The 22,051-nt window shown below is 60.8% G+C and carries 22 protein-coding genes; 10 read left to right on the top strand and 12 right to left on the bottom strand.

Annotated features, from left to right (window positions below; translation table 11 throughout):
• Positions 1-38: 38 nt before the first annotated feature.
• The gene (locus BMZ46_RS22910; protein WP_074689091.1) at positions 39-875 is read right to left on the bottom strand and encodes a TonB family protein; all 837 of its coding nucleotides are present in this window, start codon (positions 873-875) and stop codon (positions 39-41) included.
• Positions 876-1,965: 1,090 nt separating this feature from the next.
• On the opposite strand from BMZ46_RS22910, the gene BMZ46_RS22905 reads away from it, so the two are divergent.
• Positions 1,966-2,589 (top strand): glutathione S-transferase N-terminal domain-containing protein, encoded by a 624-nt coding sequence (locus BMZ46_RS22905; protein WP_074689089.1) that lies wholly within the window; start codon positions 1,966-1,968, stop codon positions 2,587-2,589.
• 148 nt (positions 2,590-2,737) lie between these two features.
• Here the strand turns inward: BMZ46_RS22905 and BMZ46_RS22900 are convergent, their stop codons facing one another.
• Entirely contained in the window at positions 2,738-3,178 is a 441-nt protein-coding gene (locus BMZ46_RS22900) for a CBS domain-containing protein (protein ID WP_011335068.1), read from the bottom strand.
• Positions 3,179-3,367: 189 nt separating this feature from the next.
• Here BMZ46_RS22900 and BMZ46_RS22895 point away from each other — a divergent pair, with 189 nt between their 5' ends.
• Complete coding sequence (locus tag BMZ46_RS22895; RefSeq protein ID WP_170844905.1) at positions 3,368-5,728, top strand: DNA polymerase II; 2,361 nt, start codon at positions 3,368-3,370, stop codon at positions 5,726-5,728.
• On the opposite strand, the gene BMZ46_RS22890 is transcribed toward BMZ46_RS22895, so the two are convergent.
• The 3 genes from BMZ46_RS22890 to BMZ46_RS22880 form a co-directional block, all read right to left on the bottom strand.
• Positions 5,693-6,163: a DUF1810 domain-containing protein gene (locus BMZ46_RS22890; RefSeq protein WP_039767655.1), complete on the bottom strand. Its 471-nt coding sequence runs from the start codon at positions 6,161-6,163 to the stop codon at positions 5,693-5,695. The genes BMZ46_RS22895 and BMZ46_RS22890 overlap by 36 nt on opposite strands.
• Positions 6,164-6,192: 29 nt before the next feature.
• The gene (locus tag BMZ46_RS22885) at positions 6,193-7,014 is read right to left on the bottom strand and encodes an aldo/keto reductase (RefSeq protein WP_074689084.1); all 822 of its coding nucleotides are present in this window, start codon (positions 7,012-7,014) and stop codon (positions 6,193-6,195) included.
• A gap of 90 nt (positions 7,015-7,104) precedes the next feature.
• Positions 7,105-8,253 (bottom strand): aldose epimerase family protein, encoded by a 1,149-nt coding sequence (locus tag BMZ46_RS22880; RefSeq protein WP_074689082.1) that lies wholly within the window; start codon positions 8,251-8,253, stop codon positions 7,105-7,107.
• A gap of 248 nt (positions 8,254-8,501) precedes the next feature.
• Between BMZ46_RS22880 and BMZ46_RS22875 the strand changes: the two genes are divergently transcribed.
• The 3 genes from BMZ46_RS22875 (at position 8,502) to BMZ46_RS22865 (ending at position 10,910) form a co-directional block, all read left to right on the top strand.
• Positions 8,502-9,251 (top strand): hypothetical protein, encoded by a 750-nt coding sequence (locus BMZ46_RS22875; RefSeq protein ID WP_074689316.1) that lies wholly within the window; start codon positions 8,502-8,504, stop codon positions 9,249-9,251.
• A 96-nt stretch (positions 9,252-9,347) separates the two neighbouring features.
• Positions 9,348-10,133, top strand: a complete 786-nt coding sequence (locus tag BMZ46_RS22870; RefSeq protein ID WP_074689080.1) for a sulfite exporter TauE/SafE family protein — start codon at positions 9,348-9,350, stop codon at positions 10,131-10,133.
• Positions 10,134-10,343: 210 nt separating this feature from the next.
• Positions 10,344-10,910 (top strand): DUF4174 domain-containing protein, encoded by a 567-nt coding sequence (locus BMZ46_RS22865; RefSeq protein WP_074689078.1) that lies wholly within the window; start codon positions 10,344-10,346, stop codon positions 10,908-10,910.
• Positions 10,911-10,983: 73 nt separating this feature from the next.
• On the opposite strand, the gene ampC is transcribed toward BMZ46_RS22865, so the two are convergent.
• The gene (gene ampC / locus BMZ46_RS22860; RefSeq protein ID WP_074689076.1) at positions 10,984-12,150 is read right to left on the bottom strand and encodes a class C beta-lactamase; all 1,167 of its coding nucleotides are present in this window, start codon (positions 12,148-12,150) and stop codon (positions 10,984-10,986) included.
• Positions 12,151-12,310: 160 nt separating this feature from the next.
• Between ampC and BMZ46_RS22855 the strand changes: the two genes are divergently transcribed.
• Positions 12,311-13,186, top strand: a complete 876-nt coding sequence (locus BMZ46_RS22855) for a LysR family transcriptional regulator (protein WP_074689074.1) — start codon at positions 12,311-12,313, stop codon at positions 13,184-13,186.
• On the opposite strand, the gene gudD is transcribed toward BMZ46_RS22855, so the two are convergent.
• Both gudD and BMZ46_RS22845 read right to left on the bottom strand, forming a co-directional pair.
• Positions 13,183-14,526, bottom strand: coding sequence for a glucarate dehydratase (gene gudD / locus BMZ46_RS22850; protein WP_074689072.1), 1,344 nt, complete (start codon positions 14,524-14,526; stop codon positions 13,183-13,185). The two genes, BMZ46_RS22855 and gudD, sit on opposite strands and share 4 nt — an antisense overlap.
• Before the next feature lie 24 nt (positions 14,527-14,550).
• Positions 14,551-15,897 carry an MFS transporter gene (locus tag BMZ46_RS22845; RefSeq protein WP_011335053.1) on the bottom strand — a complete coding sequence of 449 codons (1,347 nt, stop codon included), beginning with the start codon at positions 15,895-15,897 and terminating at the stop codon, positions 14,551-14,553.
• Between the two features lie 365 nt (positions 15,898-16,262).
• Here BMZ46_RS22845 and BMZ46_RS22835 point away from each other — a divergent pair, with 365 nt between their 5' ends.
• Both BMZ46_RS22835 and BMZ46_RS22830 read left to right on the top strand, forming a co-directional pair.
• Positions 16,263-16,976 (top strand): FadR/GntR family transcriptional regulator, encoded by a 714-nt coding sequence (locus BMZ46_RS22835; protein ID WP_074689068.1) that lies wholly within the window; start codon positions 16,263-16,265, stop codon positions 16,974-16,976.
• A gap of 94 nt (positions 16,977-17,070) precedes the next feature.
• Positions 17,071-17,301: a hypothetical protein gene (locus BMZ46_RS22830; protein ID WP_039767638.1), complete on the top strand. Its 231-nt coding sequence runs from the start codon at positions 17,071-17,073 to the stop codon at positions 17,299-17,301.
• A 38-nt stretch (positions 17,302-17,339) separates the two neighbouring features.
• On the opposite strand, the gene yegQ is transcribed toward BMZ46_RS22830, so the two are convergent.
• The gene (yegQ, locus tag BMZ46_RS22825; protein ID WP_074689066.1) at positions 17,340-18,668 is read right to left on the bottom strand and encodes a prephenate-dependent tRNA uridine(34) hydroxylase TrhP; all 1,329 of its coding nucleotides are present in this window, start codon (positions 18,666-18,668) and stop codon (positions 17,340-17,342) included.
• Between the two features lie 156 nt (positions 18,669-18,824).
• Between yegQ and BMZ46_RS22820 the strand changes: the two genes are divergently transcribed.
• Positions 18,825-19,886 (top strand): AI-2E family transporter, encoded by a 1,062-nt coding sequence (locus BMZ46_RS22820; protein WP_074689064.1) that lies wholly within the window; start codon positions 18,825-18,827, stop codon positions 19,884-19,886.
• On the opposite strand, the gene BMZ46_RS22815 is transcribed toward BMZ46_RS22820, so the two are convergent.
• The 3 genes from BMZ46_RS22815 to BMZ46_RS22805 all read right to left on the bottom strand — a co-directional run bounded on the left by BMZ46_RS22815 (position 19,883) and on the right by BMZ46_RS22805 (position 20,957).
• Positions 19,883-20,065: a hypothetical protein gene (locus BMZ46_RS22815; RefSeq protein ID WP_007951581.1), complete on the bottom strand. Its 183-nt coding sequence runs from the start codon at positions 20,063-20,065 to the stop codon at positions 19,883-19,885. The genes BMZ46_RS22820 and BMZ46_RS22815 overlap by 4 nt on opposite strands.
• A 102-nt stretch (positions 20,066-20,167) precedes the next feature.
• The gene (locus BMZ46_RS22810) at positions 20,168-20,362 is read right to left on the bottom strand and encodes a hypothetical protein (protein ID WP_007951579.1); all 195 of its coding nucleotides are present in this window, start codon (positions 20,360-20,362) and stop codon (positions 20,168-20,170) included.
• Between the two features lie 244 nt (positions 20,363-20,606).
• The gene (locus tag BMZ46_RS22805; protein ID WP_007951578.1) at positions 20,607-20,957 is read right to left on the bottom strand and encodes a hypothetical protein; all 351 of its coding nucleotides are present in this window, start codon (positions 20,955-20,957) and stop codon (positions 20,607-20,609) included.
• 254 nt (positions 20,958-21,211) lie between these two features.
• On the opposite strand from BMZ46_RS22805, the gene BMZ46_RS22800 reads away from it, so the two are divergent.
• Complete coding sequence (locus tag BMZ46_RS22800) at positions 21,212-22,030, top strand: shikimate 5-dehydrogenase (RefSeq protein ID WP_074689062.1); 819 nt, start codon at positions 21,212-21,214, stop codon at positions 22,028-22,030.
• The last annotated feature ends 21 nt before the right edge of the window (positions 22,031-22,051 follow it).

The following is a 22,051-nucleotide window of genomic DNA, read 5'->3' as shown; positions in this document are numbered from 1 at the left end:
GCTTGCGTTAATCGGTTGTGAGTTCGGTTGTCGTGCCGTCATTGCGGCAATTTGAAATCGATGGTCTGGGTGGCGAAGCCGTCGATCGGTGTGTCGCCGCGCTTGGCCGGGATGAACTTCCAGGCCTTTACCGCCGCGACCGCCGCGTCATCCAGTTGCGGCTTGCCGCTGGATTTGGTCACCGTCACCGAGCCGGCGCGACCGTTGGCCAGCACCTGAATCCGCAGCACCACGCTGCCTTCCCAGTTGCGCCGCAGGGCCAGCGACGGGTATTCCGGCGGCGGGTTGCCGAGGCTGGCGAGGCCGGAAATCGCCGCCGACTCTTTCACCGGTCCCGGCGCCGCCGCAGGTGCCGGTGGCGCGCTCGGGGTGGCCGGGGCGGCAGGCGCTGCCGGTTGTGCAGGGGCGGGCGGTGCTTTCGGTGGCTCGGCCTTTTTCACCGGTTTGGGTTTCTCGACCGGCTTCGGTTTTTCGATCGGCTTGGGTTTCTCCACCGGTTTGGGCGGCGGCTTGACCGCGTCTTCGTCTTCCACCGGCTGTTCCGGTTCGGGAGGAGGCGGTGGTGGGGGCGGCGGCTCCGGTGTCGGCGGGGCCGGCGGGGCCGGCGGGGCCGGCGGTGTCGGGCTGGTCAGCTCGACGGTCATTTCCGGAATTTCCGGCGGCGTGGGCAGCGGCTCGGCCCGCGCCTGCTGGAAAAACCACCAGGCGCCGCCGTGTATCAACGCCGACACTGCCACCAGCAACAGCATCTGCTGTTTGTTCAGGCCGCCGGGCTGCGAAGTGTTGGCCTTAAACACGGGCCGGCCCGCAACCGACGGGAGCGGCGCTTCCCGCAAGGGCCCCGGCGGACTTCTGTGCTTTACCGCATCGTTCATTAAAGCTCCCTCGGGTGGATGAAGGGCAATAAGGTGCCGTTCGAACAACAGGGCGTTGTTCGAGTGAGTGGTCGCAACTTTCATACAGGTGTGCAGAAGCCGATAGTTGAACTATCTATTGAACAGGGCTTGTGCAGCTTATTGCTTCAGTAATGTCGACTTCGATGGTTCATTGATCCGGTCCGTGGCTGTTCTTTTATAAGTGAGTGTGCAATTGAGTGGCGAACATCATTCGTGCCCTCATGGTTGATGCAATAGCAACCGCTGTGCCAAAGAGTGACCAAATGTGTATCGGTTATTTCATGGGTGATACGTATGTCGCATTTATATAAGTTTCATTAACCAGGCCGGTTTTCCTGGGCGCATAACCTCCCGATGGCCCTGTTTACAGGGCTTTTTTCAGGGCGAGACAGCTCTGGCGCGGTATCGCGCTGTTCAGCGAGATAGAGCGGCTGTTCTCGTGTCGGCCAGGGCGCGTGATGGTGCGTGGCGGACTGATTTGGTGCGGGTCAGGGTTTTAGCGGGTCACAGGCGATGTTCCTTGTTCTTGTTTAAGTAAAGTCGGTCGTTCCGCATGAACGATGTAATGACTGGAAGTGCAGTTTTGGTGCGCTTCGAGCATCAACTCCGAACAGCAAAAGTTGTACGGGTGTGCTGTCTGAAAGTTATTGTCGAACAATCTGTTCTGGCATTCATTAATGCAGCGCGCACGCAATGACTGCTTGCGTGCTATTTAAAAAATAAATAGTGCGGGTGTTCAGGTAATAAAAGGAATGCACGGACTGTTCGGCGGGCGAACGCGGCGCAGGTAAACGGGCACGGAGAGAAGAGGGTGGCGCAGCAGATGAAGATTCACGCGGTGAACTCCTTGTTGCCAGCTCGGATACGCGAACTTTTGGTTCGGTATCGCACCTTACAAGAACGCGGATAGCGTTCGCTGATTGCTCTTGGTGCGGGATGGGCACCGCCAGCGCTGTTTTGCGAAATCAGGGATTCGCAAGCTGCCGATGAATGCGCAATCCGTGCCAAATTCGATACAACGGCTATAAATAGGGCCAGGCGGGATGCCTTTCGCAGTGGAGGAGGGGATATGTATCAGCTCTACGGACACCGCAACTCAGGAGCAGCGGCCATCGAGGCGGCGCTCGAGCTGTGCCAGGTGGCTTACCGCTTCATCGATATCGAGGCCAGTGCGGAAGCGGCGCAGGAGCTGGCGCGGCTCAATCCGCTCAAACAGATCCCGACCCTGCAACTGCCGGACGGCAGTGTCATCACCGAAAGTGCGGCGATCCTGATTCATCTGGGCCAAAGCTTTGCGCAATCCGGCCTGCTGCCGGCCAACGGCGCTGACCGCGATCAGGTGATTCGGGGCCTGGTGTACATCGTCAGCAATTGTTATGCGGCCATCGGGATCATTGATTACCCGGAACGCTGGCTGGTGATGCCGGACGAGGCCTCGCGACAGAATCTGATGGCGGGTGCGCGGGAACGACTGCACTGGAGCTGGGAGGTGTTTGCCGATCAGTTCTCGGCCGAGCTGTACCTGGACGATGAAACACCGGGCGCACTGGATGTGTTGGCGGCGGTGGTCACGCGCTGGGCCGGTGCCCGCGAACACCTGCGCCAGGCCCGACCCGGTTTCCATGCGTGGCTGCACCGAATCGACCGGCACCCGGTGCTGGCGCCGGTCTTTGCGCGGCATTGGCCCGGTTAAGAAATCGAATCAGATGGTGATCGTTGATTGTTCCCACGCTCCGCGTGGGAATGCAGCCCGGGACGCTCCGCGTCCCAAAGCGTGACGCAGAGCGTCACAAGAGGCGTTCCCACGCAGAGCGTGGGAACGATCAACGATCAAACAGGAACTATTCACCGCGAATGTACTGCTCCAGCTGTTTGATCAGTTCGGCCTGTTCGGCAATCGCTTCCTTGACCAGGTCGCCGATCGACAGCAGGCCGATCAGCTTGCCGTTCTCCACCACCGGCAAGTGACGCAGGCGTTTGTCGGACATGATGCCAAGGCAAGTGTCGACGGTCTGGTGGGTGTCCACCGTGATCACGTTCGCCACCATGATGTCGCGCACCGGCGTGCCCACCGAGGAGCGTCCGTGCAGCACCAGTTTGCGTGCGTAATCGCGCTCGCTGATGATGCCCACCACGTTGTCGTCTTCCACCACGAGCAAGGCGCCGACGTTCTTCTCGGCCATTTTCATCAGCGCTTCGAGCACCATGTGATCGGGTTTGATCTGGTGCACTTCCTGATTTTTCGGATCTTTGAGCTTGAGCAGCTGGGCGACGGTTTTCATGGCGGTTACTCAGGTGTTGTCGTTGTTCTCCAAGCATCGTAGACGCAGGCGCGCAGGGCAAGGCCGCAAAACGGCAGATAACACGCAAAAAACGTCATTTGACCGGGTTTTTCATGGCGAGGCCTTTGTCACGGGTGGCGGCAATGCCGCGTAGAATGCCCGTCTGAATCAATTCCTGAGGTTGCAGTGGTGGATTTACAGCAGGGCTTCGTCCTGACCCGGCATTGGCGCGACACCCCGGCCGGCACCGAAGTCGAGTTCTGGCTGGCGACCGACGCCGGGCCGCGCCGTGTGCGCCTGCCGCATCAGCCGTCGGTGGCGTTCATCCCGGCGGCGCAGCGCGAGCAGGCCGAGCGGGTGCTGGCGGACGAAAAGAACGTCGAACTGCGTCCCCTGGCTTTGCAGGATTTCGAGCACCGCCCGGTGCTCGGGCTGTATTGCCAGCAGCACGGTCAGTTGATGCGCCTCGAAACCGCGCTCAACCGGCACAGTGTCGATGTCTTCGAAGCCGACGTGCGACCACCCGAGCGCTACCTGATGGAGCGCTTCATCACCGCGCCCGTCTGGTTCAGCGGCACGCCCGATGCCGACGGCGTGTTGCTCGACGCCCACCTCAAACCTTCACCTGACTATCGCCCGCAACTGCGGCTGGTCTCGCTGGATATCGAAACCACCGAGCAGGGCGAGTTGTATTCCATCGCCCTGGAAGGCTGCGGCGAGCGCCAGGTGTACATGCTCGGCGCACCGAACGGCGATCACAGCATCGTCGACTTCGACCTCGAGTACTGCGAATCGCGCACCCTGATCCTGAAGAAGCTCAACGACTGGTTCGCCTGCCACGACCCCGACGCGATCATCGGCTGGAATCTCGTGCAGTTCGACCTGCGCATCCTCCACGAACACGCCCGGCGCCTCGGCGTGCCGCTCAAGCTCGGGCGTGGCGGCGAGGAAATGCAGTGGCGCGAACACGGCAGCCGCAATCACTACTTCGCTGCAGCGGCGGGGCGGTTGATCATCGACGGCATCGAATCCCTGCGTTCGGCGACCTGGAGCTTTCCCTCGTTCAGCCTGGAAAACGTTGCCCAGACTTTGCTTGGCGAAGGCAAGTCCATCGACAATCCGTACCAGCGCATGGACGAGATCAACCGCATGTTCGCCGAGGACAAACCGGCGCTGGCCAAGTACAACCTCAAGGACTGCGAGCTGGTCACGCGGATCTTTGCCAAGACCGAGCTGCTGAAATTTTTGCTCGAGCGCGCCAGCGTCACCGGCCTGCCGGCGGATCGCAGCGGCGGCTCGGTGGCGGCGTTCACGCATTTGTACATGCCGTTGATGCACCGTCAGGGTTTTGTAGCGCCTAACCTCGGCACCAATCCTCCGCAGGCCAGCCCCGGCGGATTTGTCATGGACTCGCAACCGGGGCTGTACGAATCGGTGCTGGTGCTCGACTACAAGAGCCTTTATCCGTCGATCATCCGCACCTTTCTGATCGATCCGGTGGGATTGATCGAAGGCTTGCAGCATCCCGATGACAGCGACTCGGTGCCAGGTTTTCGCGGCGCTCGTTTCTCTCGCACCCGGCATTGCCTGCCGTCCATCGTCGCCCGGGTCGCCGAGGGCCGCGAGACCGCCAAGCGCGAACACAATGCGCCGTTGTCCCAGGCGCTGAAGATCATCATGAACGCCTTTTACGGCGTGCTCGGTTCCAGCGGTTGCCGGTTTTTCGATACGCGGCTGGCGTCATCGATCACCCTGCGCGGCCACGAAATCATGCTGCGTACCCGGCAGTTGATCGAAGCCCAGGGCCACGCGGTGATCTATGGCGATACCGACTCGACCTTCGTCTGGCTGCGTCGCCCCCATGGTCAGGAAGAGGCGGCGACCATCGGCCGGGCGCTGGTTGCGCACGTCAACGACTGGTGGCGCGAGCATGTGCGTGAGCAATACGGGCTGGAAAGCGCCCTCGAATTGCAGTTCGAGACCCACTACAAGCGCTTCCTGATGCCGACCATCCGTGGCGCCGAGGAGGGCAGCAAAAAGCGCTATGCCGGCCTAGTGACCCGCGCCGACGGTAGCGAGGAAATGGTCTACAAAGGCCTGGAAACCGTGCGCACCGACTGGTCGCTGCTGGCCCGGCAATTCCAGCAGGAACTGTACGAGCGGATCTTCCAGCGCAAGCCGTATCAGGATTACGTGCGCGAGTATGTGCGCAAGACGTTGGCCGGCGAGTTCGACGAGCGACTGGTCTACCGCAAGCGCCTGCGCCGCACCCTCGACGATTACGAACGCAACGTGCCGCCCCACGTGCGCGCCGCGCGGCTGGCCGATGATTACAACGCGCAACACGGTCGCCCGCGCCAGTATCAGAATGGCGGCTGGATCAGCTACGTCATCACCCTGGCCGGCCCCGAGCCGCTGGAAGTGCGCCGCGCGGCCATCGACTACGACCACTACATCACCCGCCAGTTGCAACCGGTGGCGGATGCGATCCTGCCGTTTGTCGACGACGATTTCTCAACCCTGATCGGGGGACAACTGGGCCTGTTTTGAGTCCAGCAGTTGCAGGGTCCACTCGTCCTGAATGCCGTGGAAGAAACGCTCCAGCGCCTGATGCCAAGGGCTGTCGTCGACAGCGAACTGGGCGAACAGGGTCATTGATGAGTGGAATTTCAGGTCGTCCGGATGGCCAAATATCTCGGCAATCGAACGCTGCTGCACGTTCAGCACCAGCTGCGTGCAGGTCCGCAGCCGGGCGCCGAGCAGATCATGGGCCAGATAGGCCTTGGCCTCACCGGCCGAGCCAATTGCGAAGCGCCGCGACATCTCGCTGCCGCCGAGCCCGGCGAACTGCGGGAACACAAACCACATCCAGTGGCTGCGCTTGCGGCCCTCGCCGAGCTCGCGCTGGACCCGTTCGAACACCGGGTCCTGGGCGAGCACGAAGCGTTGCAGGTTGAATGGATCGTCCTGATCAGTGCTTCTCATGGCGAAGCCCTCTGTCAGTCGGCGGTGGCTCAGACCATGGCCAGCCGCTGCTTGCGTTTTGGCGCGTGAAACGCCTGGTCCAGCGCCGCCAGATCCCCGGCATCGAGTTGCAGTTGCGCGGCTTGTGCATTGAGCTGCACGTGTTCCGGGCGCACGGCCTTGGGAATCGCGATCAGCCCATCCTGACGCAGAATCCACGCCAGCGAAACCTGTGCCGGGGTCACGCCGTGACGAGCGGCAATCTGTTTCAACACCGGCTCGGCGAGCATCGCGCCGCCCTGGCCGATCGGGCAGTACGCCATCAGCGGCATGCGCTGTTGCTGGCACCACGGCAACAAGTCGAATTCGATGCCGCGTTCTTCCAGGTTGTACAGCACCTGATTGGTGGCGCAGGCCGAATGCGACAGTTCCTCGAGATCATCGACGTCGAAATTCGACACGCCCCAGCGACCGATCTTGCCGTCCTCGCGCAGACGTTCGAAGGCCTCGACGGTTTCTTCCAGCGGATATTGGCCGCGCCAATGCAGCAGGTAGAGATCGATGTAATCGGTATCGAGCCGGCGCAGACTGCGCTCGCAGGCCTGGGGAATGCCCTTGCGACTGGCGTTGTGCGGGTAGACCTTGCTCACCAGGAACACTTGATCGCGCAGGCCGGCAATGGCTTCGCCGACGACGGTTTCGGCACCGCCTTCCCCGTACATTTCCGCAGTGTCGATCAGGGTCATCCCCAGTTCGATGCCACTGCGCAGGGCCGCCACTTCACGCTTGTGCGCCGAACGGTCTTCGCCCATGCGCCAGGTGCCCTGGCCAATCACCGGCACCTGCACGCCAGCCAATTCGAGGGTACGCATTCAAACCTCCTTTCTGAAACGGTCGATACCTTGGGTGGGCAGCAGAATAGCCCACGGGTTCCGTCCGGTTCCAGAAAGGAGGTCAGGTGCTTACCTGGCGGAGAACTTCAACACCACGCTCTGGGTGTAGGTCTGGCCGGGATCGAGCCGGGTGCTCGGGAAGTTCGGCTGATTCGGCGAATCCGGGTAGTGCTGAGTCTCCAGGGTAAACGCGCCCCAGTGCGGATAGACCTTGCCACCCTTGCCCTTGACCGTGCCGTCGAGGAAGTTGCTGGTGTAGAACTGCACGCCTGGTTCGTTGGTGAACAGCTGCAAGTGGCGACCGGATTGCGGGTCGCTGACTTCGGCGGCGAGTTTGCTGACGTCACCCTTGGTGTCCAGCGCCCAGTTGAAATCGAAGCCGCCTTGTTTCTCCTCAGCGAATTTCAACTGCGGATGGTCGGCCTTGATGTGCTGGCCGATGGCGGTCGGTTTGGTGAAGTCCATCGGTGTGCCGGCCACGGGCGCCAGTTCGCCGGTCGGGATCAGCTTGGCGGTGACCGGGGTGTAGTGACTGGCGTGCAGGGTGGCGACTTGCTTGAGGATGTCGCCATTGCCGGCGCCGGCGAGGTTGAAGTAGCTGTGGTTGGTCAGGTTGAGCACAGTGGGTTTGTCGGTGCTGGCCTTGTAGTCGATGCGCAGTTCGTTGTTGTCGGTGAGGCGGTAGGTCACTTCGGTGGTGAGGTTGCCGGGGAAACCCATTTCACCATCCGCCGACAGATAGGTCAGGGTCACGCCGACCGAATCCTTGTCCTTGGTTTCCTTCGCCTTCCAGACCTTTTTGTCGAAGCCCTGAGTGCCGCCGTGCAAGGCGTTGGTCTTGTCGTTCTGCGGCACCTGGTAGCGTTTGCCGTCGAGCTCGAACGCACCGTCGGCCAGGCGATTGCCGAAACGGCCGATGGTTGCGCCGAAGTACGCGGTGCCTTTCTGATAACCCTGCACATCATCGAAACCGAGGACGATGTCGTCGAGCTTGCCGTGCTTGTCCGGCACTTGCAGCGTCTGCAAGGTCGCGCCGTAGGTGATGACCGTGGCTTGCATGCCGTGGCTGTTGCGCAGGATGTATTGCTCGACCGGCGTGCCGTCATTGGTTTTGCCGAAGGCTTTGTGTTCGCTGGACAGGCCGGCGGCCTGGGCGGAGAGGGTGGCGATCATCAGGGACAGTCCGAGGCCGCAGAGTGAGTGTCGGGATTGAAGCATGGGTTGACCTTCCTTTTTGTTGTTGTTTTGAAAAATCGGTAAATAGTCATGCTAATTAACGGGTGAGTGGGAATTTATAGCGGATTAAACGGTTAATGCAAAAATAAAGTCGGACTAAATTGATTAAGCCAACGGCGCCGAAGGTCGGGAATCCACGCCGGCACTGCACTTTTGCGAAATCCCCGGCTCTATCCATGGCCAGGGTGCGGTGACTTCCGCCGCACAGGAACGTGTCCGTCAAAGAATTCATGCCGAGAGTTTTGCACCCCATCGCTGCATTCATTCATCGCCCGTGCCTGCTGCTGGCCTTTTTGTCGACGCTGCTGCTCGGCGGTTGCAGCCATCAGGACGGCAACAATTTCATCACCCAGATGCGCGAGGGCAGGCCTCAGGAATTTCTCCAGACCAGTGTCGACCGCATGGCAACTCTGGCGATGCGTGACAACCTCGACAGCCTCTATCGCTTGATGGGCAAGCTGTATTTGCGTAACCCGGAGGAACTGCGCAAATCCGGTTTTCTCGACATTCGCACGGCGGTCAAACAGGTGCGGCTGGCCATCGAGCAACAGCAACCTTTGCCGACTCTCGGCGGCAAGAAAGATCTGGCGGCACTGAGCTATGCCATGAGCCCGGAATTCCTCGGCGACCGGGTCGGCGCGTTCATCTATGCGATCGGCAGCATGCTGGTCACCGCCCACGGCAATCGCACCGAGTTCTACATGACCGATGCGATCAACCCGACCTTCGTCAACAACGCCGCGCGCAATATCGAGAAAGCCACGTGGATCCTCGCCCAGCGGCAGAACAAGGATGGCCAGCCGCTGCTGTTTTCCAACGAGATTTCCGAAGAGGGCAGCAATCTGAGCTTCGCCACGGAGTTCGGCAAAGTCGTGGCGCGTCTGGATCTGCTGACCCAGATGCTCGACGAGCGCTACCGGCGCATTGGCCTGAATTACGCCCAGAGCCTGTTGTTTTTGAATTTTTTGCCCGTGCAGTGAAATGGCATAACGATAGATCCGATCGATATAGGGCGTTATAAGAAAACTGGTTATGCTGCGGGCCGGATTTTTCCTGTGGTTTGTCTGGACGTCTTAATGGAATTGGCAAATTTCGGCCTGGTGATTGCCGGGCTGGTGGTGGGGTTCATCGTCGGCATGACCGGTGTCGGCGGCGGTTCGTTGATGACGCCGATCCTGCTGTGGTTCGGCATCAATCCGGCCACGGCGGTGGGCACGGATCTGCTGTACGCGGCCATCACCAAATCCAGTGGCGTGCTGGTGCACAGGAAGAACAAGAACATCGACTGGGCCATCACCGGCTGGCTGACCCTGGGCAGTGTTCCGGCGGTGGCGATGACCTTGTGGTTCCTCAGCACCCTGCACACCGCGCCGGATGCGATGAACGCCATCATCAAGCAAGCGCTGGGTTTCGTGCTGTTCGCCACGGCGCTGGCGATTCTGTTCAAGAAGCGCCTGCTGGAATTCGCCCACAAGCGCGCCGGCGGCAACTACAACCCCAGCGGCGCGCGCCTGAATGGCATGACCGTGATCACCGGTCTGATCCTCGGCACCATGGTCGCCCTGACCTCCATCGGCGCCGGCGCCCTTGGCACCGTCGCACTGTTCATCCTCTATCCGCTGCTGCCGACCCGCCGCCTGGTCGGCACCGAAATCGCCCACGCCGTTCCGCTGACCCTGGTCGCCGGCCTCGGCCACGCGAGCATGGGCAACATGGACTGGGGCGTGCTGGGCTTTCTGCTGGTCGGCTCGCTGCCGGGCATCTGGCTCGGCAGCCACCTGACCGGCCGCGTCTCCGAAGAACTGCTGCGCCCGTGCCTGGCGACGATGCTGGTGTTGATCGGTTACAAGCTGGCGTTCTGATCGGCGAGCATCCATGACCCCGAAGGCTCGAGCGTCAGGCTGGCGGGGCATGAAAGGTAAACAAATGGGCGCAGGGTCGCGCCCATCCGGTTGCGCAAAACCGGTGCTGACCTAAGCTTTGGGCAAGGCGAAACACTTTTGCCGGGCAGCCTCCGGAACAATCGCCGCGATGCGCAATCATTAGAGCGTGGATATCAAAAGGAGATGCGCATGCTCATCAGGTCACTGACCCTGACACTCTTGCTGGCGATCGCCGGCCCCCTGTTCGCCGCCGACGGCGATTCCCCTCTGGACGTCGACAAGGGCATTAACCGCCCATTGATCGTGATCGCTTCCAGCACGGTCGATTCTTATTGGGTCAGCCTGAAAAAAGCGCTGGACGACCCGGCCAACAAACAAGGCATCGCCGACCGCAAGATCAAGGTTTACACCATCCTTAGCATGAGCGGTCAGGTCGATGGCAAAAGCCTTGAGCAGCAGCAAACCATGGCGCTGCTGCGCTCGCTGAAGCTGGGTGCGGGGGCGTATCCGAAGGTCTTCCTGGTGGGCAAGGATGGCGAGACCAAACTGACGGCTTCGGGGGATGAAGCGGCGGCGGTCGATTTGAAGAAGATTTTCGAAACCATCGATGCAATGCCAGCCGCCGAGAAAGAAGCTACTTCCACCGTGGTGACTGCCCCGGCTGCTGCAGAACCCGCACCGGCCAAAGGCGCAAAAGGGACCAAACCGGCGAAGCCAACCAAACCGGCCAAGCCGCCGGAAATGCCGGATGATTGATGTTTTGATTCAGGGCTGATCAGAAACGAAAAAACGGGCGACCTTCTCAGGTCGCCCGTTTTTTATGGCGTGATTACCGGGCCAACTCACCCAGAATCCTGTGCGCAATCTTCACCCGCTCTCCATTCGGGTAATTGCGGTTCGCCAGAATCACGATCCCGACTTTCTTCGACGGCACGAACGCGACATACGCGCCGTAGCCAGCGGTGGAGCCGGTCTTGTTCAGCAGCACGTTCGCCGGTTCAGGCTGTGGCGGATTCAGCCATTTGACCTTGTGCGGTTCCATGGCCATTGGCGTCGAGTTGCCGTCCAGCAGGCGATCGAGGCTGATCGGGTAGGTGTAGCGTTCCCAGCCCAGGCCCTGGGTCATGTCGCCGACGGTGTAGTAGCCGGTGTGGGTGAGGGCGATGGCTTTTTGCAGAGGTGTTTCGAGTTTGTCGGTGTCGAGGTTGGCCTGGACGTATTGCAGCAGGTCGGCGGCGCTGGTTTTCACGCCGTAGGCTTCGGAGTCGAGGGCGCCGGGGCTGACTCGAACCGGTTTGTTGTTCTTGTCATAGCCTTGGGCGTAGAGCTTTTGTTCAGACGCCGGCACCGACAGGAAGGTGTGCTTGAGCCCGAGTTTCGGCAGCAGGGTTTCGGTCATGACCTGATTGAAAGGCTGGCCGAGGCTTTTTGCGGCCAGATAACCGAACAGACCAATGCTTGGATTGGAATACAGGCGCTGGCTGCCGGCCGCAAAGGTCGGTTTCCACTGTTGGTAATAGCCGAGCATCTTGTCGGCAGAATCCGCGGCATCCGGGAATTGCAGCGGCAGGCCCCCGGCAGTGTAGGTGCCCAGTTGCAGCAGACTGACGTGGTCGAAGGCGCTGCCCTTCAGCTCGGGCCAGTGCTGGCTGGCCTTGTCGGAGAATTGCAGTTTGCCGCTGGCCTGGGCGTAGGCGGCGAGGGTCGCGGTGAAGGTTTTGCTCACCGAACCGATTTCGAACAGGGTGTTTTCACTTACCGCTTGCCCGGTGCTTTTGTCGGCGACACCGTAATTAAAGTAATGCGCCTTGCCATCGACTGTCACGGCCACGGCGAGACCTGCGATGTCCTGTTGCTGCATGACCGGGGTCACGGTGGCCTTGACCAGCGCCTGCAACTGATCGTCGGTTGGCGGGGCGGCCAGGCAGGCGGCGGCGCTGAAGAAAAGTCCGAAAGCGCTGTAGGACTTGAGTTTATTCAGGTTGATCGAAGACATGCTTGAACCACTCTCCATGAGTGTTGATGGTGTTATCCCGCTACACTGCGAGCGTTTTCCGTCGGGCCGGCTGATCGGCGCCGCCAAATCTAGGCAGTCCGGCGTCTTTCGACAAACGATGAAAACTCGGACGAGCCATTAGAAAAATTTGGGACTTGGCATGATTCGACCTCAATTGCCCTTGAATGCGTTACGTGCCTTCGAAGCCTCTGCGCGTCACTTGAGCTTTACGCGCGCCGCCGTGGAGTTGTGCGTGACCCAGGCGGCCGTCAGCCATCAAGTGAAAATCCTGGAGGCGCAACTCGGCGTGATCCTGTTCAAACGCCTGCCCCGTGGGCTGATGCTGACCGGCGAGGGCGAAACCCTGCTGCCGGTGCTGACCACGTCGTTCGATCATATCGCGCAGATGCTCGAGCGTCTGGCGGGTGGGCAATATCGGGAAATGCTCACGGTCGGCGCGGTGGGCACCTTCGCGGTGGGCTGGTTGTTGCCGAGGCTGGCGGACTTTCAGGCGAAACATCCGCTCATAGATTTGCGACTGTCGACCAACAACAACCGGGTGGACGTCGCCGCCGAAGGGCTGGATTACGCGATCCGCTTCGGTGCCGGGGCGTGGCACGGCATCGAGGCGACCCGTTTGCTGGAGGCACCGTTGTCGGTGCTGTGCGTGCCGGAAATCGCCCGACAGTTGCACGCGCCGGGGGATCTTCTGCAGCAGCGTTTGTTGCGCTCCTATCGCACCGATGAGTGGCCGGAGTGGTTTCATGCGGCCGGTCTGGCGACCCATGCTGCGCCGCCCCAGAGCATCGTGTTCGACTCGTCGCTGGCGATGATGGAAGCGGCGTTGCAGGGCGGCGGGGTGGCACTGGCGCCGCCGTTGATGTTTGCCCGACAACTGGCGGCGGACCTGATCCGCCAACCCTTTGCCATCGAAATCACCACCGGCAGCTATTGGCTGACGCGCTTGCAGTCACGGCCGGAGACGTCGGCGATGGCTGCGTTCAGACACTGGTTGCTGGAGGCTGCGCAGGCCTAGCGCACCAGGCACGGCTTCTTGTTATCGAACGTCCAGCCCGGAATCAGAAACTGCATCGCCACGCTGTCATCCCGCGCGCCGAGCCCCATGCCTTTATAGAGTTCGTGGGCCTTGGCCACCTGATCCATGTCCAGCTCCACACCGAGCCCAGGCTTCTTCGGAACCTGCACGCAGCCGTCGACGATTTGCAGCGGTGCCTTGGTCAGGCGCTGGCCGTCCTGCCAGATCCAGTGGGTGTCGATGGCGGTGATGTCGCCCGGCGCGGCGGCCGCGACGTGGGTGAACATCGCCAGGGAAATGTCGAAGTGGTTGTTGGAGTGCGAGCCCCAGGTCAGGCCCCATTCGTGGCACATCTGCGCCACGCGCACCGAACCCTGCATGGTCCAGAAATGCGGGTCGGCCAGCGGGATGTCCACCGATTGCAACTGAATCGCATGGCCCATCTCGCGCCAGTCGGTGGCGATCATGTTGGTGGCGGTTTTCAGCCCGGTGGCGCGGCGGAATTCGGCCATCACTTCACGGCCCGAGTAACCGTTTTCCGCACCGCACGGGTCTTCGGCGTAGGCCAGCACATGATGCTGGTCGCGGCACAGACGGATCGCTTCTTTCAGTGACCACGCGCCGTTCGGATCGAGGGTAATGCGGGCGTCAGGGAAGCGCTCGGCCAGTGCGGTCACTGCTTCGATTTCCGCATCACCGCTGAGCACGCCGCCCTTGAGCTTGAAGTCCTTGAAACCATAACGCGCGTGCGCAGCCTCGGCCAGACGCACCACGGCGTCGGCGGTCATGGCTTTCTCGTGACGCACGCGGAACCAGTCGTTGTCGGCATCCGGTTCGCTGCGGTAGGCGAGGTCGGTTTCCCGGCGATCGCCCACGTAGAACAGGTAGCCAAGCATCTTCACTTCATCACGTTGCTGACCTTCGCCGAGCAATGCCGCCACCGGCACGTCGAGGTGCTGGCCGAGCAGGTCGAGCAGGGCGGCTTCGAGCCCGGTGACGGCGTGAATGGTGATGCGCAGGTCGAAGGTCTGCAGGCCACGGCCGCCGGCATCACGGTCAGCGAACGTCTGGCGAACCTGGTTGAGGATCTTCTGATACGTGCCGATCGGGCTGCCGACCACCAGGTTGCGGGCGTCTTCGAGGGTCTGGCGGATGCGTTCGCCGCCGGGCACTTCGCCGACGCCGGTGTGGCCGGCGTTGTCCTTGAGAATGACGATGTTGCGGGTGAAAAAAGGCCCGTGGGCGCCGCTCAGGTTGAGCAGCATGCCGTCGTGGCCGGCCACCGGGATGACTTGCATCTCGGTGATGATTGGAGCTTTGGCGATGTCGTGTGCGGTCATTTGGCGTTGTCCTTTCAAGCGGATTCAGGCGTGTTTCGGCGCGGCATCGGCCACGGCGACGTCAGGTGCGGATTTAGGTGTCATGCGGGCGGCAAACACAATGATCGCGGCGATGATCGAGGTCGCGGCCAGGCCATAGAGGCCGCCCTGGATCGAACCGGTGTGTTGCTCCAGCAAGCCGAAGGTGGTGGGAGCGACGAAACCGCCGAGGTTGCCCACTGAGTTGATCAACGCGATCACGGCGGCGGCGATCCGTGCGTCGAGATAAGCCTGCGGAATCGGCCAGAACAGCGACGACGCGGATTTGAAACCCAGTGCGGCAAAGCAGATCGCAACGAAAGCGAAGATCGGCCCGCCGGTGGTGGACATGAACATCCCCGCCGCGGCGATCAACAGCGCCGTGGCGACCCACGCCTGCTGGTGTTTCCATTTGGCCGAGAACGAGGCGAATGCATACATGCCGATGATCGACAGCAGCCACGGAATCGAGTTGAACAGGCCGACCTGGAAATCGCTCATCTCGCCCATTTTCTTGATGATGCTCGGCAGCCAGAACGTCGCGGCGTAGATGGTCAATTGAATGAAGAAGTAGATCAGGCAGAACAGGATGATCTGGCGATCCTTGAGCAGTTTGCCCAGCGACGGCCGGATCGGGGTCGCAGCTTCGCGTGCCTTCTGTTCATCGTCGATGGCTTTGACCAGCGCATCCTGCTCGGCGCGGGTCAGCCACTTGGCGTCGTGGGGCTTGGCGTCGAGCCAGAACCAGACGAATACGCACAGGCCAACCGAGAACATCCCTTCAATGAAATACATCCACTGCCAGCCGTGCATGCCCAGACCTTCGATCTGCAACAGCAGACCGGACAACGGGCCGGAAATCAGCGAGGCCACGGCCGAACCGCTCAAGAAAATCGCAATCGCCTTGCCGCGCTCGGCCCCCGGCAACCAGCGGGTGAAGTAGTAGATCACCCCGGGAAAGAACCCGGCCTCGGCCACGCCGAGCAGGAAGCGCAGAATGTAGAAGTGGGTTTCGTTCTGGATGAACGCCATGCCGGCGGCCACCAGCCCCCAGGTGAGCATGATGCGGGTCAGCCAGATTCGCGCGCCGACCTTTTGCAGCAACATGTTGGAAGGGACTTCGAACAGCGCGTAACCGATGAAGAACAGACCGGCACCGAAACCGTAGGCCGCGGCACCGATGCCGAGGTCGTGTTCCATGTGGGTACGGACGAAACCGATGTTCACCCGGTCAATGTAATTGACGATGAACATGATGACGAACAGCGGCAGGACGTGGCGTTTGACTTTGGCAATGGCGGAGGACAGCACCGAATCGGCGCCCTCGTTCATCCCGGCGATGGATGATTTCACTTGGTTTTCTCCCACTCGTTATTTTTATGCGGGGTGTGGCTGGTGTTGCGTTGTTGATAGACATCATACAACTAGATTTTTTTGTCCTACAAGCGGGAGTGCTCAATCAAATTTGTCTACGGGAAAGGGTTTTTATGCTTTTTCAGATTTTATGCGCCGTGTTTATTGGCTTTTGTAGGGGTTTTGGCACGCGTAGTAGAGCGTTTTTGTTCCAGTGCAAGTGGGGCGACTGCTCGGCGCAGTGGAAGATTTTCTAGCTAAAATTGAGTGTTGTCATACAAGTTAGATCCCGGAATTCATAGGAGCTCATACAAGTCATTGCCGCCAGTGCTACGATCGGTTTGCCCCGATCACCGGAACCGACCATGCAAGACGACCTCGACGCCCCCGCCCGTAAACGCGCGCACAACCTGGCCCACGACCTGGTGGAAAAACTGACCCAGAGCATCCTGCTCGGTCAGATGCTGCCCGGTGACAAGTTGCCGTCGGAAAACTCGATCGTTCAGGAACACGGCGTCAGCCGCACCGTCGTGCGTGAGGCAATTTCCAAATTGCAGGCGTCAGGGCTGGTGGAGACGCGGCACGGTATCGGCACCTTCGTGATCGAACGTGCGCCGGAGCAGGGGCTACGGCTGAATGTCGACACAGCGCTGGGCGTGCGCAGCATTCTCGAATTGCGCATGGGCCTGGAGACGCAAGCGGCGGCGCTGGCCGCGCAGCGTCGCACCGAGCAACAACTGGTGCAGATGCGTCAGGCGCTGGACGACTATCAGCGTCTATTGGCCAACAACGACAGTTGCGTCGAGGCCGACCGGCGCTTCCACTTGCTGATTGCCGAAGCCACCGGCAATGTCTGCTTCACCGAAATCATGCAGCACCTGGGCAGCGCGATGATCCCGCGCACCCGGGTCAACGCGGCCGAGCGCGGCGCGGTGGATTTGAGCAAGCTCGGGCAACTGGCGAATCTGGAGCATGAGGCGATCCTCAACGCCATCAAACGTCAGGACGCGGACGCGGCGCGCGCGGCGATGTGGCTGCACCTGACCAACAGCCGTGACCGGTTTTCCGCCACGAGCTGAATGCCGCTGGTCTGTTCGATAGCACGCCCGGTGCGGCGGCACTTCCAACGAGTACGACCCGGATATTCCGGGCCTCATTCATTGAGGTGCAATCATGGCTGACGATACGCTGTTTCAGGGAGGCACGGCTCCAACCGACCCTACCCGCAAAGTCCCCGGTACGGATGAGCCGACGCTGGCCGATCACGAGATGCCGCCGGGCGTCATGCCCGGGCGCGACCCGTTGAGCGATGCCGACCGGCCAGAAGACTGGAAGGATCCGACGTCCGATGAAGACATACCGCCGGCTGATGAGCCGACACCGCTGTCCGATGACAGGCGCTGAACAAAACCCGGCTGATTGGCCGGGTTTTTTTGCTGCTTCTAAACAGCGCCGAGATCGCGCATCAACAACCCGAACCGCAAATCCACCGCATCCGGAATCGGCAGATACACCGTGTGCCCGTCCCCCAGCGCCACGTCGATGGCTTCACCTTTCAGGTTCTGCAATTCATGCAGATCAAAGTGGAAATTGCCCTTGGGCGTCATCAGTTCCAGGTGATCGCCCAGTGCAAAACGGTTCTTAACCTTGACCTCGGCCAGACGATCCCGACGTTCGCCGGTCAACTCGCCCACAAACTGCTGACGCTCCGACACCGAGCTGCCGTTCTGATAGTTCTGGTATTCGTCATGCACATGCCGGCGCAGGAAGCCTTCGGTGTAGCCGCGCTGGGCGAGGGATTCCAGATCGGTCATCAGGCTGCGGTCGAATTCGCGGCCGGCCACCGCGTCGTCGATGGCCCGGCGATAGACCTGGGTGGTGCGCGCGCAATAGAAGTGCGATTTGGTCCGGCCTTCGATCTTCAGTGAGTGCACGCCCATGCGGGTCAGGCGCTCGACGTGCTGCACCGCGCGCAGGTCCTTGGCGTTCATGATGTAGGTGCCGTGCTCGTCTTCGAAGGCCGGCATCAGCTCGCCGGGCCGGTTGGCTTCCTGCAACAGGAACACCTGATCGGTGGGGGCGCCGAGGCCGAGGGTCGGTTGCGGTTCGAAGGTCTGCACGATTTCGCCGAGCTGGTTTTCGCTGGCCTCCTGCGCCGAGTATTTCCAGCGGCAGGCGTTGGTGCAGGTGCCCTGATTGGCGTCGCGTTTGTTCATGTAACCCGAGAGCAGGCAGCGGCCGGAATAGGCCATGCACAGCGCGCCGTGGACGAACACTTCCAGTTCCATGCCGGGCACTTGCTCGCGGATTTCGCCGATCTCTTCCAGCGACAATTCACGGGACAGGATGATCCGACTCAAGCCCTGCTGTTGCCAGAATTCGACACTCGCCCAGTTCACCGTGTTGGCCTGCACCGAGAGGTGGATCGGCATCTGCGGGAAGTGGCGGCGCACCAGCATGATCAGGCCGGGGTCGGACATGATCAGCGCGTCCGGCGCCATCTCGATCACTGGCGCCAGGTCCTTGAGGAAGGTCTTCAGTTTGGCGTTGTGCGGCGCGATGTTGACCACCACGTAGAAACGCTTGCCCTGGGCCTGGGCTTCACGAATGCCGAGCGCGAGGTTGGCATGATCGAACTCGTTGTTGCGCACCCGCAGGCTGTAGCGTGGCTGGCCGGCGTACACCGCATCGGCGCCGTAGGCGAAGGCGTAACGCATGTTTTTCAGGGTGCCGGCGGGGGCGAGCAGTTCAGGGGTGAAGGAGGTCGTCATGGCGGCGTCGGTCGCAAAAGCGCGGCAGGGTAGAGCAGTTGCGCCGAGGGTTTATTGATCTGGATCTATGCTCAATGAAGAAACAGGGCACTCGCGCTGACACTGGCTGACTAAACGGGACGGGCGCGGGTGGCGCCTGACTGACCTGGACCGGACATGAACCAAAAGAGTCTGCAATTCAAATCCCTCACCGTGCTGCTGTTTCTGGTGACGGTCGCCTTCATCTGGATCCTGCTGCCGTTCTATGGTGCGGTGTTCTGGGCGGTGATCCTCGGCATCCTGTTCGCACCGATGCAGCGCCAGTTGCAACTGAAATTCGGCTGGCAACGCAACCTCACATCACTGTGTACCTTGAGCATCTGCCTGGTGATTGCGATCTTGCCGGTGATCGTCCTCAGTGTGCTGCTGGTGCAGGAAGGGGCGACGCTTTACGACAATATCGAAAGCGGCAAGCTCGATATCGGCGCCTATCTGGCGCAGTTCAAGCACAGCCTGCCACCGTACTTTCAGCATCTGCTCGACCGTTTCGGCATGGGCGAGCTCAATGCCCTGCGCGAGAAGATCGTCAAGACCGCCATGCAGGGCAGTCAGGCGCTGGCGAGCCAGGCGTTCAGTTTTGGCCAGGGCACGTTCGAGTTCGTGGTGAGTTTTTTCATCATGCTGTACTTGCTGTTTTTCTTCCTGCGCGACGGCGCCGAACTGGCGCGCAAGGTGCGCACAGCGATACCGCTGGAAGAGCATCACAAACGTCGCTTGCAGTTGAAGTTCAATCGCGTGGTACGCGCCACGGTGAAGGGCAATCTGCTGGTGGCGATCACGCAGGGTGCGCTGGGCGGGGCGATTTTCTGGTTTCTCGACATTCCCAGTGCGTTGCTCTGGGCGGTATTGATGGCGTTTCTGTCGTTGCTGCCGGCGGTGGGCGCGGGGATTGTCTGGGTGCCGGTCGCGATTTACTTCCTGCTCAGCGGGATGATCTGGCAGGGCGTGGTGCTGGGGCTGTTCGGGGTGTTCGTGATCGGTCTGGTAGACAACCTGCTGCGCCCGATTCTGGTGGGCAAGGACACCCGGATGCCGGACTACATGATCCTGATCTCGACCCTGGGCGGGCTGGCGGTGTTCGGGCTGAACGGCTTTGTGATCGGGCCGCTGATCGCGGCCCTGTTCATGTCGAGCTGGGCGTTGTTCATCGAGAGCAAACCGAAAGTGCAGCTGCCTTAAGCCTTGAACGGGCCGTTGAGCAATTGTTGCGACAGTGCCTGCGCCGCCGGCAAGGACGTGAGCGGGCCGCTGACCGGCTCGCCGTCGCGCACCAGATACCAGCAGGCGAGCAGCCCCAGCTCTCTGAGCGATGCGGGAACGGCGCTGCCGACAACGGACATGATTTGAACCTGAGCCATGAAAAGTACCTCCATCAATCTGTGGAGCTACCTTAGGGAATTGGCCGTTTCAGGGACAATCAACGCTTTCGATAGTGGTCATTGACGCCGCTGAGGGCTGGCTCAATCCACCACTTGATCGAGCATGTGCACGATCTCGTGTTCGTTGAGAAAACCCTTGCGCACCAGGTTTTCCGCCAGCAACGAGAGAAATTTCGCCGTGCGGTGGCCTTCCAGGTGCTTGAGTTCGGTCAGGGCGTTGTAGACCTTGCTCGAGGTGCATAAACCGACGATGCGGTGCGGATTCTGTGTAGGCATTCAAGTCGTCCTTGTTGTTATCAACCTGTTGTTTGCGGACGGATTCAGAGTGCGGTTCCGTCATGACAAATAGATGACCGTTTGTGTTTTGCCCTTAACGGTCGAGTCCATCATGCCGACTTTAGCGGTTCAAACTGTCCTCACAGCGACCTTGGCGAGATTTTTTCAGACCCTGGCCGACGAACGGTCGGCTTTCCCGAAGGCAATAAAAAGCCCCGCGATCAGGCGGGGCTCTGGGGACCGGTTACCAGCGCGGGCCACCGTAGTAGTGTGGCCGGCCGTAATAACCGCGCGGTGGGCCGTAATACACCGGGGCCGGTTGGACGTAGACCGGTTGCTGCACATAGACCGGGGCCGGCTGGTAATAAACCGGTGGCGGCGGTTGCTGGACATAGACCGGCGCCGGTTGAGCGTAAACAGGCTGCTGGACGTACACCGGCCGATCCTGGTTGATGAGCGCCGAGCCGATGATGGCCGAGCCGACGATCGCACCAAATACCGCCGGGCCCTGCCAGCCACCGCCGTGGGCTTCTGCCTGACCCGTGATCGCGAATGCACCAATCAACAAGGCCACGATGGGGAGTTTACGAATCATGATAATTCCTCGGTTCTTCGACCCGGCGTCCGAACCTGCAACAGGCCCGGAATGGCGCGGGGATACTTCTAAGACAGCAACATTTTGAAAAACAGCACGGCCGCCAGGTAAATTTTGTGTAAGGTCTGTACCGGTTTGTTTACCGAGCTTGCGGCATCGACCGTGATGCCCGGAACAGACCGCCTTATGATCGTTCAGAACCCGATGGCCTGGCTAATCCCGTCCATCCGAAAGTGCATACGAAGGAGCCTCCCATGCAGATGAACCCCAATAAAGACACCCAATTGTGCATGTCCCTGTCTGGGCGTCCCGGGAATTTCGGTCTGCGGTTTCATAACCATTTGTATGAACAACTGGGCCTGAATTTCTACTACAAGGCCTTCAGCAGCCAGGATCTGCCCGGTGCGGTCGGCGGGATCCGCGCGCTGGGGATTCGCGGTTGCGGGGTATCGATGCCGTTCAAGGAAGCCTGCATTGCGCTGGTTGATGAACTGGACGCCTCGGCGGCGGCGATCCAGTCGATCAACACCATCGTCAACACCAACGGTCATCTCAAGGCCTACAACACCGATTACATCGCCATCGCTCAGTTGCTGGAAACCCACGCGGTGCCGAAGGACTCGACTTTCGCCCTGCGCGGCAGCGGCGGCATGGCCAAGGCTGTGGCCAGTGCCTTGCGCGATGGCGGTTACAAGAACGGTTTGATCGTCGCCCGCAATGAGCGCGCCGGTCGTGCGCTGGCGGACTCGCTGGGGTATCGCTGGCAGGCGGAACTGGGCGACGAGCGCCCGCAGATGCTGATCAACGTGACCCCGGTGGGGATGGACGGTGGGCCAGAAGCAGGTCAGCTGTCTTTTGAGATGGATGTGATCAAGTCTGCCGACACCGTGTTCGATGTGGTGGCGATCCCCTCGGAAACCCCGCTGATCGTGCGCGGTCGTGCCGAAGGCAAAAAGGTGATCACCGGGCTGGAAGTGATCGCGATCCAGGCGCTGGAGCAGTTCGTGCTGTACACCGGCGTGCGGCCGACGGTTGAGCAGTTCGATGCGGCGGTGGCGTTTGCCCGTAGTTGATGGAGCCTGAGCAACGGCGAA

This window comes from Pseudomonas sp. NFIX49 (assembly GCF_900115915.1).
Taxonomy (GTDB): Bacteria; Pseudomonadota; Gammaproteobacteria; order Pseudomonadales; family Pseudomonadaceae; genus Aquipseudomonas; species Aquipseudomonas pharyngis.
The sequence above is the reverse complement of the archived record's forward strand: the minus strand, read 5'-3'. Positions and strand labels throughout refer to the sequence as shown.

Excerpts from the sequence above, each read along its gene's own strand:
- BMZ46_RS22910 (WP_074689091.1), bottom strand. The coding sequence starts at position 875 with ATGAACGATGCGGTAAAGCACAGAAGTCCGCCGGGGCCCTTGCGGGAA.
- BMZ46_RS22905 (WP_074689089.1), top strand. The coding sequence starts at position 1,966 with ATGTATCAGCTCTACGGACACCGCAACTCAGGAGCAGCGGCCATCGAG.
- BMZ46_RS22900 (WP_011335068.1), bottom strand. The coding sequence starts at position 3,178 with ATGAAAACCGTCGCCCAGCTGCTCAAGCTCAAAGATCCGAAAAATCAG.
- BMZ46_RS22890 (WP_039767655.1), bottom strand. The coding sequence starts at position 6,163 with ATGAGAAGCACTGATCAGGACGATCCATTCAACCTGCAACGCTTCGTG.
- BMZ46_RS22885 (WP_074689084.1), bottom strand. The coding sequence starts at position 7,014 with ATGCGTACCCTCGAATTGGCTGGCGTGCAGGTGCCGGTGATTGGCCAG.
- BMZ46_RS22880 (WP_074689082.1), bottom strand. The coding sequence starts at position 8,253 with ATGCTTCAATCCCGACACTCACTCTGCGGCCTCGGACTGTCCCTGATG.
- BMZ46_RS22875 (WP_074689316.1), top strand. The coding sequence starts at position 8,502 with ATGCCGAGAGTTTTGCACCCCATCGCTGCATTCATTCATCGCCCGTGC.
- BMZ46_RS22870 (WP_074689080.1), top strand. The coding sequence starts at position 9,348 with ATGGAATTGGCAAATTTCGGCCTGGTGATTGCCGGGCTGGTGGTGGGG.
- BMZ46_RS22865 (WP_074689078.1), top strand. The coding sequence starts at position 10,344 with ATGCTCATCAGGTCACTGACCCTGACACTCTTGCTGGCGATCGCCGGC.
- ampC (WP_074689076.1), bottom strand. The coding sequence starts at position 12,150 with ATGTCTTCGATCAACCTGAATAAACTCAAGTCCTACAGCGCTTTCGGA.
- BMZ46_RS22855 (WP_074689074.1), top strand. The coding sequence starts at position 12,311 with ATGATTCGACCTCAATTGCCCTTGAATGCGTTACGTGCCTTCGAAGCC.
- gudD (WP_074689072.1), bottom strand. The coding sequence starts at position 14,526 with ATGACCGCACACGACATCGCCAAAGCTCCAATCATCACCGAGATGCAA.
- BMZ46_RS22835 (WP_074689068.1), top strand. The coding sequence starts at position 16,263 with ATGCAAGACGACCTCGACGCCCCCGCCCGTAAACGCGCGCACAACCTG.
- BMZ46_RS22830 (WP_039767638.1), top strand. The coding sequence starts at position 17,071 with ATGGCTGACGATACGCTGTTTCAGGGAGGCACGGCTCCAACCGACCCT.
- yegQ (WP_074689066.1), bottom strand. The coding sequence starts at position 18,668 with ATGACGACCTCCTTCACCCCTGAACTGCTCGCCCCCGCCGGCACCCTG.
- BMZ46_RS22820 (WP_074689064.1), top strand. The coding sequence starts at position 18,825 with ATGAACCAAAAGAGTCTGCAATTCAAATCCCTCACCGTGCTGCTGTTT.
- BMZ46_RS22815 (WP_007951581.1), bottom strand. The coding sequence starts at position 20,065 with ATGGCTCAGGTTCAAATCATGTCCGTTGTCGGCAGCGCCGTTCCCGCA.
- BMZ46_RS22810 (WP_007951579.1), bottom strand. The coding sequence starts at position 20,362 with ATGCCTACACAGAATCCGCACCGCATCGTCGGTTTATGCACCTCGAGC.
- BMZ46_RS22805 (WP_007951578.1), bottom strand. The coding sequence starts at position 20,957 with ATGATTCGTAAACTCCCCATCGTGGCCTTGTTGATTGGTGCATTCGCG.
- BMZ46_RS22800 (WP_074689062.1), top strand. The coding sequence starts at position 21,212 with ATGCAGATGAACCCCAATAAAGACACCCAATTGTGCATGTCCCTGTCT.